Origin of the sequence: Lapidilactobacillus concavus DSM 17758 (genome assembly GCF_001435835.1) — a bacterium.
In the GTDB taxonomy this organism is placed as follows: domain Bacteria; phylum Bacillota; class Bacilli; order Lactobacillales; family Lactobacillaceae; genus Lapidilactobacillus; species Lapidilactobacillus concavus.
The window spans coordinates 1-15429 of sequence record NZ_AZFX01000031.1 but is presented as its reverse complement, the minus strand read 5'-3'; the positions used below and the strand labels follow the sequence as shown (position 1 = coordinate 15429).

The window sequence follows — 15429 nt, the reverse complement described above, 5'->3', positions numbered from 1 at the left end:
CAAAGGCCTACTAGCTACCGTCTTAACAGCTTTGTTTTAACAAGTTGTTGTAACAGCAACTCAATTAGTATAGCACATCCTCAAAATTAATGTCAACAACTTTCTTTCAAAAAATTGAAATGCGTTTAAAGCCTTGTTATTACTGGAGTTTCTCGATGTCGATAACCTTATCGAGCCAAGATTCATCATAAAAATTGGTTTCATGAGTGACCAGAAGTACGGCGCCCTCAAAATTCTGAATTCCTTCATTCAATGCCGCCTTGGTGGAATCGTCCAAATGGTTGGTTGGTTCATCAAGAATAAGCAAGTTCGCAGGCTTCGTCATTACTTCAGCTAATTTAACCTTCGCCTGCTCACCACCGGAAAGATCAACAAGAGGTGATAAAACCTGTTGAGAAGTCAATCCAGTCTTCGCCAAATATTGGCGGAGGACTTTGGGTTTCTCCAATTCAAAGGCATTTTGCATATATTGCAAAGGGGTCTCTAACTTGTGCGGCCACTTCAGGCTCTGATCATAATAGGCAATTTTTAGTGTTGGCGAATAATCGATCTCGCCATCGATCTTAGGAAGCATCCCCAGAATCGTCTTCAAGAATGTCGACTTCCCAATACCGTTATAACCTGAAACAAGAATCTTTTCATTGCCTGCAATTGAAATATCTAATGGCAACTTATTCAAAGCGTGATCGTAGCCAAAATAAAGATCAGTTGTTGTAATTAGCATTCGACTCTCAGTAGGCTGATAGCGAAACTGAATAGATGATTGTGACAAATGATCTGGTTTCTTTAACACATCAAGATGCTCCAACTGTTTCTCACGGCTCTTGGCAGACTTAGCTCGTGTCCCAGCTTTGAAACGACGAATATACGCCTTACTCTTTGCGATCTGTTCTTGCTGCTTCGAATAAGCACGACGATAAGCTAATGCATCGGCTTCTTTTTGGCGAAAAGCCGTCTTCAGATCACCTGTATATCGCGTGATTTTTCCAAATTCAATGTCGAGAATACAATTCGTGATCCGCTCTAAGAAATCATAATCATGAGAAATAACCAAAAAAGCGCCAGCGAAATCATTCAAGTAGTCTACTAACCAATCAATGTGTTTGGTATCTAAATAGTTCGTCGGCTCATCGAGCACCAACATATTGGGCTGCTGCAAAAGTAATTTGGTCAAAATAACTTTGGAACGCTGTCCACCACTTAACTGAGAAACATCATGGTCAAGTCCAATATCATCTAATCCCAAGCCACTCGATACACGCAGAATCTCTGTTTCAATCTCATAGAAGCCTGACTCCTCCAAGAGCGTCTGCATTTTGCCGGCCTTTTCAAGGAGATCGTCATCTAGATTTGTTGCGTAATCTTCATATAAGTGGTTCATTTTTGTTTCGATGTCAAACAGATCTGCATAAGCGGTCTCCAAGAAATCGTGAATCGTCATTCCTGGCGTCAAGTTTGCATACTGATCCAAATAACCGACGTCAGTGTTCTTCTGCCAAACAACCTTGCCTTCGTCTGGCAATAATTTACCCGTCAGAATCTTAATCAAGGTACTCTTACCGACACCGTTCTGACCAACGATTCCCATATGGTCTTGTTGCTCAATCTTAAAGTTAGCATCTTCATATAATGTCTTATCTACAAATGCGTGACTCAAATTCGTCACTGTTAAAATACTCATGAATCAATCTCCTCAATCCGACAAAAAGCACGACAAACGAAATACAATGAAACAAATCATACCATTAAATGACACGTGTTTCCAGAAAAGTCGCCGTAATCGCGGTTAACTTGAAAGTTAAATAACGACATGAAATATTACGGGAGCTCCTGTTTATTTCGCTCAGATGACAAAATCTAGCTTATATTGCAATAAGATAACAAAATTTCAATGCGTCGCCGAGATTGTAATATTTCTGGTATTGGTCTGTTATATTGGCATGTTATGCTGTTGGACGGTTAAGAAAATCACTTTTCTTCAAAAGGAGCGAACTACTTTGACTAAATCGAAACAAAGCAATAGCCTAATGATACGCGTGATTTTTACTTTCACGATTCTCGCCACCATGTTCTTCACAAACTTGAACGTGGTCATCGCCGCACCAACAGATCAAGCAAACGCAACAGTTTACTATCCTTCAAAAGAGTCTGTTAAACGCGTCACGCTAGCACGTACGCTAGTTCTTGAAGAGAAACAGACCGCTCAGGCACAAGAACGAATTGCCCACAAAACTGCGATTACCGCAGAACAATTGGCTCTTCAAAAGAAGCAAGATGAAATTGCTCGCCAAAAGGCAGCAGCCGCAAAAGCTGCCGCTGCAAAGAAAGCAGCTGAAGAAGCCAAAAAAGCCGCAGCTGCAAAGGCGGCCGCTCAACAACGTGCTGCTGCAAAGGCCGCTCAACAACGTGCTGCTCAAGCTGCAGCTCAACGTCGTGCCGCGGTACAGACAGCCGCTCGCAGAACGACAACCACAAGTACACGAACAACAACGTCTTCATCCAGCACTTCACGTACTTTCAAAATCAGTTTTTATGATCCAGCCGTATTAGGTTCAAGCATGGGTTATGGTGGCGTTGCTGCCAACCTCAGCGTTTTCCCTCGTGGCACTCGCTTAAGAATCTCGATGTCTAATGGTCAAACCATTTATCGTACCGTTAATGATACAGGAACCTTTGCTTACAGCAATCCTTACCAATTAGACGTCGCTTGGCCAAACAGCCAGATTCCTGCAGCAGGTATCTTGTCTGCAACAGTTACTGTCGTCGGCTAATCACACACAACTGAATATCATGACAAAAGGAGCATCCACTAAACTTAGTGGGTGCTCCTTTCTTACATCGCCGTTCACTTGATCAGTCGCCCTAACTCAATGATCACTTAAATCAGTTTTTAATCTTTAACGCGACCTCATTGCTTTACTCAACCAATTTTTGCCTTCAACGAAACGTGTAATTAACATGCTCGAGGTGATATTGCTGGTCGAATTCAATAGTGTGGCAGGAATATCGATAATCTCACTAATGATCAAGATCAATGGCAAGGCCGTCATTGGAAAACCGAAGATGGTAATGATGACTGTCTCTGCAACAAAACCACCACCCGGAATGGCACTCATTACGACCCCCACCAAAAAGCCAACCGCAATAATGATTACTGCGTTTTGGAAAGTAGCAATATCTCGTCCAAAAAGCACAAACAGGAATGTTGTTTTTAAAATTCCGCCAACCACGGAGCCATCCTTATGTGTGTTAGCGCCGAGGGGAATGACTGTATCCGCAATATCGGCGGTCACACCGATTTTCTTCGTATATTCCAAATTGACGGGAATCGAGGCAGCTGAAGAACTTGTTGCAATTGCTGTAATTGCCGGCACACTAATATTTCGCCAAAAAGCCTTGAAGCCTGAATGACCCGCAGACAGATAAGCATAACCACTCATCACAACGAAGAAATAGAACAAACTATAACCAACATAGATTAACAAAGTTCGTAAATAGCCACCGACCATTTCAGCACCAAGATTGCCAATGACCGTTGCGAAGAAACAGCCCAATCCAATCGGTGCGTAATACATGATATACTTAACGATTCGCATTGTGACGACGTTCCCAGCATTGAGCAGCTTGGCAAATGGTTCGGCCGCCTGGCCAGACGCAGCAGTCGCGATCCCCACGAGGATAGCGACAACGATCAACGAGAGCATATTACTCTTCGACAAAATTTTACTAAAGTCATCTACGGTAAAAGTGGCAACAATTTGTGCCAAAGCAGACGTTTTTGTTCCGCTGGCGCCTTTAACATTGCCCATCAACTGCTTCACATTAGACATATCGATACCCTGGATTGGTTTAAAGATGAGTACGCATAAATAACCCAACACGGCAGACACGAGCGCTGTCCCCAAGAATACAGCCACTGTGATTCCCAGAATCTTACCTAGCCGTTTAACCTCTTGCATGCCCGCAATCGATGATGAAATACTGAAGAATACCAACGGAATCAAAATCATATACATTAGATTTAAGAACAAATCGCCTAATGGTTTGACAACATCAACCTTAGTCCCCCAAACGGCGCCAGCAATACCCCCTAAGACTAGGCCTAGCAAAATCAATAGTGTCCCACGATAATTTTTCCAAAAATTTTTCATTAACTTTCTCTCCCAATTACCAATAATTAATTGCCCATCGCCATTCATTTCCATTAAAAAGTGGCGCGTCCATGTTCAGGCAACGCCACCTTACAACAATTAAACGACTATTTAAATAAGTTCTACCAAATTGACGCTTTAAACGAATAATCTGCTAATGGTTGTTGATAACTTCAGTCATCAGCCTGTTCAGAAGTCACTAGTGTTGCGCGAAATAATCATTGACGACCTCAACGTCATCAAAATGATGTTTCACGGTGCCAATGATCTGATAATCTTCATGACCCTTACCCGCAATCAAGACGACATCACCAGCTTGTGCCTGTTCCAAAGCATAGTTGATGGCCGCACGACGATCGGTCAAACGCGTATACGTGTCTGGTGCAAGCTCTGAAACAACTTGATCAAGGATCTTGTCTGGATCTTCCGTTCTTGGATTATCTGATGTCAGCACAGCATCCGTTGAATGCTCAACAGCAATCCGTCCCATAATTGGACGCTTGGTCGTCTCACGGTCACCACCGCAACCCACAACGCAGAAGACACGCTGTTTAGCAAACGCATTGATGGTACTCAGAACATTTTCAAGACCATCTGGCGTATGCGCATAATCGACGATCACCGTGACATCACGGTCATTAGGGACAACTTGGAATCGGCCGCGAACGCCCTTAACCGATTCCAATGATTTGATAATTTCTTCTGGGGTCAAGTCGTGTTCATAGCATGCACCAAATGCTGCCAAAGCATTATAGACGTTGAAATTGCCCATCAGCTGTAAATGAACAGGATACGTTTCATCGTAAATTTGCAGTTCGAATTCGGTTCCTTTATTAGTGACCTGAATATTTTTAGCTTGGAGAATCCCTTCACCTTTAGTCCCATACGTGATGATATTGGCAGCCGTCTTATCCAGCAATCGCTTGCCGTGTGGGTCATCAATGTTAATCACGGCGGTTTTCGTCTTGTCGCCTGCGTGATAGCTGTTGCCTAATTGTGAGAACAGCAGTGCCTTTGCGTCAAAATAGTTCTCGAAGGTCTTATGATAATCCAAGTGATCTTCAGTTAAATTCGTGAAGACCGCTGTATCAAAATCGATCCCCCAGGCACGTCCCTGCACCAACGCAATGGACGAAACTTCCATCGCGCAGGCTTGATCATCAGCGGCAACCATCTCGCTAAGCGTACGCTGTGCAGTTAATGGTTCAGGGGTGGTGTTGACAGCGGGCAGTTTTTTAGTCCCAACTTTGCTGTACATCGTACCGATAATCCCAGTCTGTACACCATGATCTTCCATAATCTGGTCGATCAAATGCGTAATCGTGGTCTTACCATTCGTGCCAGTCACACCAAACATCGTCAATTGGTGGCTTGGATCGCCAAAATAACGAGCGCTTAATTGTGCTAAAGCCTTATAGGTACTCGGCACCATCACAACCAGTGCATCACCGGCAAACTCAACTGGACGTTCTACAATAATTAGCTTTGCACCCGAATCCACAACTTCTTGAATATGTTCATGTCCATCGAAATGACCGCCTTTAATGGCCACAAAACAACTTCCCGGTTGAACCGTCTTAGTATTTTGAGTTAAATCAGTTAATTCAAAGTTACTAGCTGCTAAAATCTGTTGATCTCGATGACTCGTTTGTAAAATTGACGCGCAATCAGAAATTTTCATCTACTCATCTCCAAAAAATGGCCAAGTTTGTGTTATCACACGCTTGGCTGTCGTAATAGTTAAAGTATACCTTATTTAAGCCGCCAATTCTCTCTTATTTAAGTAAAATCATCCTTTATTCATCAAAACTTCTTAGGCTGCTCATGCCACTTGAAAATGACTCAGTCTTTTCATAATAATCCACGATAATTATCATACTTTTTTCACGTTCTTACTGTTGTCACCGTTTTCTGACAGATTCGATTGACGTCTCCTAGTCAAATCCCCTGACAACGAGTAAAATAAAGGCATCATTATGCGAGATATCACACGCACTATTGTAGGAGGTCAATTCACAATGGGCCATGATATGATTATTAAACATGCTTTCATGAATTCAATGATCGAACTTGCTGAAACGCAGGATTTCAACAAAATTACCATTAGTCAGATTACCCGTAAAGTTGGTATGCACCGTCAAAGTTTCTATTATCACTTCACAGATAAATATGATTTACTGGCATATACCTATCAAGAATTGAGTTTCTTTTACTTGGATAAAGACCATTCCGGGCTGGATAACTGGCTTGAGCAAACTGAAAAGATGTTTAATTCCATTTATGAGCACCGTAAGTTCTACACGAACACCTCTGTCAGTGACCAGAACACACTGTTGCTCACCTTTTCGAAAATTGTCCAAGCTCGCCTACTTGATCTGCTAGCAGAAATTAACTCTGATCATCGTTTGTCCGCTTATGATCGTCAATTTTATGCCGAATTCTTTGGATATGGTTGTGCAGGCACGCTAGTCGATTGGATCGCAAACGGTTATCAAATAACACCCGATGAAATTGCCCATAAATTTTCGAGATTTGTTGATGATATCAAGCATTATTCACCCAAACTCTGAAAATAATAAACATTTTTACAATCTTTGCAAAATAATGCAAATTTTTTCATTTTTTCTTGTTTTTAGTAGTGACGGAAGCTAAGGGATATGCTATTATAACTTTTGGAAGTAATAGGACTTCTCAATAGTGATGTCTCTGACGATGAAAGTTAACCCTAATGAATCTCCCCCCCTTGTGTTAAGTGAATTCGTTCTTGAGCGTCAGTTGGTGGCAACGGTAATTTATTATCGTTGCTCTTTTTTTGTCCTATTTCAATCAATTCACTCACAAGTTTAGTTTACACAAAACGACTGCCACTTCAAACTCATGTGACAGTCGTTTTTTTGAGTTCATTAATAGTTAGACACGGTTCAAATAGCGTTTCAGGAATGCTTGTGTCCGCTCTTCCTGCGGGTGACTGAAGATCTGTTCTGCGGTACCTTCTTCCGCAATCACGCCCTGATCCATAAACACAACGTGGTCGGAAATATCGCGTGCGAATGCCATCTCATGCGTCACCAAGATCATTGTTAGACCCGTATGTGCGAGTGCCCGCATCGAATCTAGAACATCATCAACCATTTCCGGATCAAGTGCTGATGTCGGTTCATCGAATAATAAAATTTCCGGACTCATCGAGACAGCTCGCGCAATCCCGACACGTTGCATTTGACCGCCAGATAGCTGTGCAGGTTTAGCATTAACGTAAGGGGCCATGCCAACCTTCTCCAATTGTTCAAGCGCAATTTTCTTCGCCGTTATAGCGTCACGATGCAGAACTGTCGTTTGTCCAACTGTGCAATTCTGCAAAACATTTAAATTATTGAACAAGTTGAAAGATTGAAAAACCATACCAACTTTTGCGCGATAAGTGGCAACGTCAAACTTCGGAGTTAAAATATTCTCACCATGGAATTGAATAACACCATTGGTAGGCTGCTCCAACAAATTAATACAGCGTAATAACGTCGATTTACCCGAACCCGATGACCCAATAATCGATAAAACTTCGCCAGGCTCGACTTGTAGATTAATATCTTTTAAAACTTGGTGTTCACCAAACGTTTTTTCTAAATGTTGAACTTCTAATAAATTCGTCATGCCATAACCTCCTAGTCCTGAACCGTTGGTGTCGAAATTTGATCTTGATTAGCCATCAAATTGTAGTTTTGAGGGCCATCCATTTTTCTCTCGATCAATCGTAGAATCCGTGTGATCGTGAAGGTTAAGATCAAGTAGATCAAGCAGATAATCAGATAGGTGTGGAAGAACTGGAAGTTCTGTCCCGCTATTGTGGAGCCCGAGAAGAATAATTCAGAAACAGAAATGATACTCAACACCGAAGTATCCTTGATATTGATTACAAATTCATTCGTCACCGCTGGCAAACTATTGCGAATCGCCTGCGGCAGAATAATCTTATTCATCGTTTGTAGGTGCGTCATTCCTAAAGCATGTGCCGCTTCGAATTGACCCTGGTTGACGGAGATGATACCACCACGCATGATTTCTGCAAGGTAAGCACCAGTATTGATTGATACGATAACGAGTGCTGCAACCAAACGATCCATATTCCAGCCGAATGCTTGTGCCGCACCGTAATAAAGAACAGCCGCTTGAACAATCATTGGTGTACCACGAAAGACTTCAATATAAACAGATAATAACCAATTGATCACCTTTAACACGCCGCGACGCAAAGCACTTCCGCTCCGAGGAATCGTCCGAATGATACCGACTAACAGACCAATCACGAAACCAACAATGGTACCGACCATTGAGATCAATAAGGTGATGCCAGTCCCACGAAGTAGCATGCCGCCATATTGTCTAAAGATGGCCACGAACCAGTTTTCTTGTTTGCCACTCGATTGCGGTTGTTGCGCAACGGCTTGTTCCATTAAATCGTCGCGTTCAGACTGAGAAATTTTTGCTAATTCTTGATTGATCTTAACTTTGTCATCGTCACCCTTACGAACACCAATTGCGAGATCGGTATCTTCAGGATTGGTTTTAAACCCATGACTACCCTTCAACTGAATCATTTTGACATTCGGATTAGCCATCGTCACACTAATACCCTCTGGCTTTTCTGAAATATAGCCATCAATCGTACCAGACTCCAGTGCAACACGCATTGATGGAAAGTCTTTCATTGCTGGCTCTTTGATTGCACCTTTGATTTGATCCAAGGCCGTATAATGAAAAGTATTCAGTTGTGCCGTTAATTTTGCATTCTTAAAATCTTTTAGATCATTCACATTGGCGTATTTGCTATCCTTGCGAACAATAATAACCAATTTTGATTTGTAATATGTGTCAGTAAAGTCGATGGCCTTCCGCCGTTCTGGCGTTGGCGACATTCCCGCAATAATTGCGTCGATTTTACCCGATGTCAGCGCCGGTGAAAGTCCGTCCCACTCGGTCTTAACGACGACTAGCTTCTTGCCTAAAGCCTTTGCAACTTTTTTAGCCATCTGTACATCGTAGCCACCTGCGTAGGTTAATGTCCCCTGAATCTTGACGGCACCGTGGCTTGCATCATTCTGTGTCCAGTTGAATGGTGGATAACCTGCCTCCATGCCAACCTTGAACGTGTTATCAGCCGCATGTGTGACTGCGCTTGGCATGAAAATCCATGCCATCAATAAAACAATTCCTATAACCCAAAAATTGCGACGCTGATGCATAAAGAATCCCTCCATCATGTCCACAAAAAAGACCCTTACTGAACGTTAAAAACATTCAATAAAGGTCTTTACCATAATTTCTTATCTGAATAAATTTATCTTAATAGACTTATCCCAAAATCATAGCGCTCCCTAACGAATTCGTTAGGACAGTCCAAGCATTATTCACACTTGTCCCAACCAACCTACTTCCAAAAATAAGTTGATTTCGGCGATCATCCTAGAGTTTCAGTTCAACGTGTTTGGACACTCCCTGAATTCTGTGACTCTCGCAACCTCTATTGTTTGTGGCTTTTAAATTTTATGGTGTAATGATAACCCGCAAGTTACAGCCTGTCAACCTTTTAAAATAAATAAATTTTATTTATCGTTTTAATAAGCAAAAAAATAGCCAAGGACCAGACCGTTCTGTCATAATAAAAATAGTTACAGGAAAGGGTGTGTTTGTTGATCAAGACAGTCAAGTGCGAGGCAGCATTTGCGATGAGCCATAATTTCGCGAGACAATTGGATTTGTGGGACAAACTAATATCACCACAATTTGTCCTGCCGACTAAATAAGTTTTCGGAATTAGCGCCAACCAGATGAACCTCATTGCATCGTTTGCTTCGATGCTTCATATAGCAACTGTCTGTCGCATGAGTTACACTCCCATGTTCAACTGATGCCACAGATAGTTGCTTTTTATTGACATTTTTTTGATCACAGACTCACCTACCCACGAATCATCTCAAGCACAACACTTCGCCATGATAATCACGTGCTTAACAAGGCTAAAAGGGGGAATTTAATGGCAAGAATTACAAAAACAAATTCGACTTTTGTTAAATTATTATTGATGCTTTTAGGGCTCGAAATTATTGCAGTCAGTATCAATTTATTCTACGCTCCGCATGGCATTGCCGCTGGCGGTGCGACTGGAATTGGGATTCTAATAGAATCAGCATTAGGTTTCAATCTTTCACTTGTCGTCTTACTTATTAATATCGTCATGCTCATTTTGGCCGGAATTTTTTTAGGTCGAGCGACCACACTTCGAATTGCGCTAGGCAGCGTTTTGCTACCGATATGCTTAGCCATAACGCCACAAATAAAAATCGTTCAAGATCCACTTCTGACTGTCGTTGCAGGCGGTGCGATTTTTGCGGTTGGGCTTTCCATTCTCTATCAAATTGATGCCTCTAGCGGTGGCACAACAGTACCGCCACTCATCATCAAGAAATATTTTCGGTTAAAAACATCGACTTCGTTATTAATGATCGACGGTTTAATTTGCACAACGAACATTTTCGTCAACGGTTTTGAAACGATGTTGCTGGCGATCACCTCTCAAATTATCACGACCATTGTCATGAACTTCATCGAAACGGGTCTTGATCGCAAGAAGATTATCTACTTAATGAGCGAGTATCACCTAGAAAAAATCAAAGAGAAACTCGGCTCACTTGGTAAAGCACAAACGATTTTCAACGTGACGGGAGGTTACACCGGCCACGATCGTGAAATGTTGATGGTTGTCGTCGAAAACCCAGATCTGAACCATTTGTTGACGACGATACGCAGAATTGATAGCGAGGCCTTTATCTTAGTCACTAATACAACAGAAGCGCATGGCGGCATTTGGACTGATGGCCGAACTTATGCCACCGAATTAGCACAGTCACTGCCCCCTGCTAGACCTTGAAAAATTTTAATTAGCACTTTTTATAAACGAGTGCTAATTATTTGAATTCAACCAATAATGGCACTAAAATGTAATTGTAAATTAAAGAAAGGAAGTAGAAAATTATGGCAAATGATTTAATGAATCGTCGTAATGATTTATTTGGAGGTTTGAATGACTGGTTCAATGATGACCACTTCTTTAACAACTTAGGTCGGACATTATATGGACTCAGTGAATCAACACATGATTTGAAAACAGACATCAAGGAAACTGACAAAGACTACCAATTGAGCGTTGAATTACCAGGACTCGATAAAAAAGACATCGAGGTAAGCTACGATCAAGACGTGTTAAGAATCAGCGGCAAACGTGATAGCTTCGCTGATCAAGCCGACAAAGATGGCAATACGATCATGAGTGAACGCCGTTATGGTCAATTTGTCCGTCAATATCGTTTACCGAACGTTAATGCGGATCAAATTACCGGTAAGTATAACAAGGGCGTTTTGCAAATCACCTTGCCAAAGACTGAGCCAGAGAAAAAGTCCGATCATCGTATCGAAATTCAGTAATTACATTTAGACAATCGATCCACGATTCAAAAAGATAGAAACCCGAGGCACTTTTTTAATTTGGAAAAGTGCCTCGGGCTTTTTAATTTTAAACAGGTGAGTGAAAACGTTGCATTTCAAAAATAATGATGCGATAATATAGACACCAAAGACATATGAATAAATGTTCATATATAGATATAAAGAAGGTGTCATGATGTCTCACCATTCAGATTCTACTGCAGGTACTTTTACCGCAAAGTCTAATGCTTTTAAACTCGGTGTCAGTTTAAACGTTATTTTCATCGTGATCGAAGCCATCGCAGGATTCTCTGCAAGTTCGTTAGCACTCCTAGCCGACGCTGGCCACAATCTTAGTGATGTGCTTGGATTACTGATTTCCTGGTTCGCACTCTGGCTGTCCCAAAAACAACCCACTAAAAATAAAACATACGGTTATAAATCGTCATCCATTCTCGCAGCACTTGCCAACGCCGTCATCTTGCTGATTGCTATTGGTGGCATTGCGGCTGAAGCGATTCAACGTTTCGCCAGTCCTCAACCAATTGCAGGATGGACCGTTATTATCGTCGCGGCAATCGGTGTCATCATTAACGGCGTCACCGCATGGTTATTTCTCATGGATCAGAAAGATGACCTGAATATTCGCGGCGCCTTTCTACACATGGCCGCAGATGCTGGTGTGTCTGTCGGTGTCGTCATCGCTGGGTTCGTTAGCCTTCTCACCAGCTGGCAATGGCTCGATCCCGCCGTCAGTTTGCTCATTGCAATCGTGATCCTGATTGGCACTTGGGACCTGCTTCGTCAATCTATCAACCTAGCGCTAAACGCCGTACCTAGTGGTGTAGACACCGATAAAATCAAACAAATCATCCTAACGGATCCAACCGTACTGAGTATACACGACCTACATGTCTGGGGAATGAGCACGACAGAAGTTGCCATGACCGTTCACATCGTGCGAACAAACCTCGCTGACAACAATGCATTCATTGCAAAAATGAATCACGCACTTAACGATGACTTCCATATTTGTCATCTTACCGTCCAGGTTGAATTAGGAAAATGCTCACCTGAGTTAACCGATAGTAGCGTCTAATCCCTATTTTGGGACGAAACACAACAAAAGCAGCGTTATGAAAGTCGTCAGTAAATCACAAATGTGAGTCACTGGCCGATTCATAACGCTGTTTTTTAATCATTCTAGGTTGTCTTTAGTTTAGTTTGCAATATTTCTTTGATGCTGGTGCTGACGATTAATCGCCATTTTTAGGAAAATGGGTGCAATTAATGTCGTTAAAATAATCGTCATGATAATTGCAGAATAATGTGTGGGTGACATCAAATGATTCGTCAAACCGATTTGTGCAACGATTAATCCCATTTCGCCTCGAGGAACCATGCCCGTCCCAACAACTAATGCACTATCGAAATCATACCCAAGGAGTCGAACCGCGCCGCCGCAGCCGATAACCTTTGTGATGAACGCGACAGCAACGAGCGCAATAATAAACCCAACTTGCGAGAGAAAATGATTAAAGCTCATCGATAACCCGATATTCACGAAAAAAATCGGCATAAATAAACTTTGTCCAAGATCCTCGACCGCCCGCCCAACTTTTTGTTGATATGGCGTTTGACTAATGGCAATACCAGCGAAGAAAGCACCGACAACATCGCTAAGGCCGACTAATTCTGCTAAATAAGCCAAGCCAAATGCAATAATCAACGACGTTATAACGGTGCTATATTGTACATTCAATTGTTGCGTAACTTTAAAGATTATTGGCGTAATCCACTTGATCACAACAAATATCCCAACAAAGAAAACTGCTTGTAACGCCAACTGGCTTAATAGCTTCACTGCATCAAACTTTTCCTGTCCAACAAATGCCATCATCAAGCTTAAAACAATGACGGCTAAGATATCATCAACCACAGCTGCGCCCAGAATCGTACTAGCTTCTCGATTGTTAATATATCCCAACTCTTTTAAAACGACGATTGAGATAGAAACAGAGGTTGCAGCGAAGACGACACCTAAAAACAGTGCATGCATCGTACTCATGCCGAATAATAACGCGAGTGGCCAAACGAAAATAATTGGTAAAATGATGCCACAGACAGCGGCTAACATGCTAGGTTTGAAGTATTTCTTCAAGAGATCCAAATCGCTCTCACAACCCGCCACAAACATAAGTAAAATGACGCCAATTTCTGCCATATCGTGTAAGAAATTAGTTGGGGCGATGAGTTTCAAAATTGCGGGACCGACAATAATACCCGCAATTAATTGACCGAGGACTGCAGGAATACCAATTCGATTACTCAAATATCCGGCAACTAGCGTCGTAATCAGAATAATTGTCACCTGTTCAATAAATGCCATCATAGTCCTCCAACTTTCAAAATAATAACTTTATTATACCATATCTCAGGTTTCAGCCTTGGTACGGCAATGATGTTATAATAGTATCGAGAATCGTCCAGATCGACGAATTAATTCATGAGGTGATCAAATGCAAATTATCCAACAAAAACTTAGTACACCACTCACTCAAGATGCGACTTTAACTAGTTATGTCATCGATAATTCTGAAGAGATCGATGCAACCAAAGTGCGTCCGGCCGTCATTATTTGTCCGGGTGGCGGTTTCGTGAACGTTTCTGAACGTGAAGCAGAACCGATTGCGTTACAAATGATTGCACGTGGTTTCCAAGCCTTCGTTTTGCGTTATAGCGTTGCACCGCGACGTTTTCCATCGGCATTACTCGAACTTGCCGAAGCTGTTAAAACCGTCCGTCAAAACGCTGAAGCATGGCATATTGATCCACAAGAAATCATTACCGGTGGGTTCTCTGCGGGCGGTCATATCGTTGCCAGTCTTGGCAATCTTTGGTCAAGCGAGTTCTTTAAAGCCTATGGCTATCAAACAACTGATATTCAACCGAACGGCTTACTACTAGCCTATTCAGTGATTACCAGTGGCGAATTTACCCATCGGGGTTCGATGGTCAACCTCCTTGGTGATGATTTCCACGATGCCAAAAAGCTCGCCGCACAATCAATGGAAAATCAAGTGAACGCTGATACGCCAAAAACATTTATGTGGACAACCTTCACGGACGGTGCGGTACCAATGGAAAATACATTGATGTTCGCACAAGCATTGCGTAAACAAAACATCAATTTCGAGCTACACATTTTCCCAGCTGGTGGTCATGGACTAAGCCTTGCGAATATCGAGACACAACGCCAAGGTGCCAAGTCAACGATTCAGCCAGAGGTTCAAGTCTGGCCAGACTTATTTGCAACTTGGGTCAAATACCAAATTGAAGATTAACACCCCTCATTCTTATAATTGACAAGAAGGCTTACTGATAATCATATCAGTAAGCCTTTTCATTAGATGCTCTATTCATCCCGTTGTACTATAAATACGACCAGTGCTTCCCTACAGAAGCCGCTGATTAATTTAGTAAGGGGGAGTTGATTGTATGTTTGCGATAACTTTTAAGAACGATGGTCCCGAAAGAACCATCCAGTATCAATCACCAGAAGATTTCGTAGCCGTTCAGCAATTAGAAGTCCCAGATATGGAAGACTACTATCAATTGTGAAAGTCACACGTGATGATCAAGAACTCCAAGAATTCGCTGGTAAAAAAATCATTGATCTATTTAATTATTACAACCATTCATAGCCATTAAAAAACAAGTCGAAAAAATTCGACTTGTTTTTTTGGGAGTGTCAAGAAGTTTGTGTAAATAACAAGAAGACTTCTTCGTATCATTTTGT

13 protein-coding genes and 1 riboswitch are annotated in these 15429 nt (G+C 42.0%); of the genes, 7 read left to right on the top strand and 6 right to left on the bottom strand.

The features are described from left to right. Nucleotides 1–139: 139 nt before the first annotated feature. A complete protein-coding gene (locus tag FC15_RS02970) occupies nt 140–1681 on the bottom strand; it encodes an ABC-F family ATP-binding cassette domain-containing protein (RefSeq protein WP_057823823.1) in 1542 nt (513 codons plus the stop codon). Nucleotides 1682–1997: 316 nt separating this feature from the next. Here FC15_RS02970 and FC15_RS02965 point away from each other — a divergent pair, with 316 nt between their 5' ends. Then, nucleotides 1998–2771 (top strand): hypothetical protein, encoded by a 774-nt coding sequence (locus tag FC15_RS02965; protein ID WP_057823821.1) that lies wholly within the window; start codon nt 1998–2000, stop codon nt 2769–2771. Nucleotides 2772–2897: 126 nt separating this feature from the next. Here FC15_RS02965 and FC15_RS02960 read toward each other — a convergent pair whose 3' ends face one another. Further along, a complete protein-coding gene (locus tag FC15_RS02960; protein ID WP_057823825.1) occupies nt 2898–4151 on the bottom strand; it encodes a dicarboxylate/amino acid:cation symporter in 1254 nt (417 codons plus the stop codon). A 199-nt stretch (nt 4152–4350) separates the two neighbouring features. Then, entirely contained in the window at nt 4351–5832 is a 1482-nt protein-coding gene (locus tag FC15_RS02955; protein ID WP_057823819.1) for a UDP-N-acetylmuramoyl-L-alanyl-D-glutamate--2,6-diaminopimelate ligase, read from the bottom strand. 337 nt (nt 5833–6169) lie between these two features. Here FC15_RS02955 and FC15_RS02950 point away from each other — a divergent pair, with 337 nt between their 5' ends. Beyond that, nucleotides 6170–6721, top strand: coding sequence for a TetR/AcrR family transcriptional regulator (locus FC15_RS02950; RefSeq protein ID WP_057823817.1), 552 nt, complete (start codon nt 6170–6172; stop codon nt 6719–6721). Between the two features lie 340 nt (nt 6722–7061). On the opposite strand, the gene FC15_RS02945 is transcribed toward FC15_RS02950, so the two are convergent. Then, entirely contained in the window at nt 7062–7802 is a 741-nt protein-coding gene (locus FC15_RS02945) for an amino acid ABC transporter ATP-binding protein (protein ID WP_057823815.1), read from the bottom strand. Nucleotides 7803–7813: 11 nt separating this feature from the next. After that, a complete protein-coding gene (locus tag FC15_RS02940; RefSeq protein ID WP_235803319.1) occupies nt 7814–9346 on the bottom strand; it encodes an ABC transporter permease subunit in 1533 nt (510 codons plus the stop codon). A gap of 160 nt (nt 9347–9506) precedes the next feature. Continuing rightward, a riboswitch (Lysine riboswitch) is annotated at nt 9507–9680 on the bottom strand. A 502-nt stretch (nt 9681–10182) separates the two neighbouring features. Here FC15_RS02940 and FC15_RS02935 point away from each other — a divergent pair. The 3 genes from FC15_RS02935 to FC15_RS02925 all read left to right on the top strand — a co-directional run bounded on the left by FC15_RS02935 (nt 10183) and on the right by FC15_RS02925 (nt 12729). Then, nucleotides 10183–11076: a YitT family protein gene (locus FC15_RS02935; RefSeq protein WP_057823811.1), complete on the top strand. Its 894-nt coding sequence runs from the start codon at nt 10183–10185 to the stop codon at nt 11074–11076. 104 nt (nt 11077–11180) lie between these two features. Then, nucleotides 11181–11630 carry an Hsp20/alpha crystallin family protein gene (locus FC15_RS02930; RefSeq protein WP_057823810.1) on the top strand — a complete coding sequence of 150 codons (450 nt, stop codon included), beginning with the start codon at nt 11181–11183 and terminating at the stop codon, nt 11628–11630. Nucleotides 11631–11826: 196 nt separating this feature from the next. After that, nucleotides 11827–12729 (top strand): cation diffusion facilitator family transporter, encoded by a 903-nt coding sequence (locus FC15_RS02925; RefSeq protein ID WP_057823808.1) that lies wholly within the window; start codon nt 11827–11829, stop codon nt 12727–12729. A gap of 120 nt (nt 12730–12849) precedes the next feature. Here the strand turns inward: FC15_RS02925 and FC15_RS02920 are convergent, their stop codons facing one another. Beyond that, nucleotides 12850–14019, bottom strand: coding sequence for a cation:proton antiporter (locus FC15_RS02920; RefSeq protein WP_057823805.1), 1170 nt, complete (start codon nt 14017–14019; stop codon nt 12850–12852). 136 nt (nt 14020–14155) lie between these two features. Between FC15_RS02920 and FC15_RS02915 the strand changes: the two genes are divergently transcribed. Beyond that, entirely contained in the window at nt 14156–14974 is an 819-nt protein-coding gene (locus FC15_RS02915) for an alpha/beta hydrolase (RefSeq protein ID WP_201779852.1), read from the top strand. Nucleotides 14975–15128: 154 nt separating this feature from the next. Then, nucleotides 15129–15251 (top strand): hypothetical protein, encoded by a 123-nt coding sequence (locus FC15_RS09395; RefSeq protein WP_268872199.1) that lies wholly within the window; start codon nt 15129–15131, stop codon nt 15249–15251. Nucleotides 15252–15429: the final 178 nt, after the last annotated feature.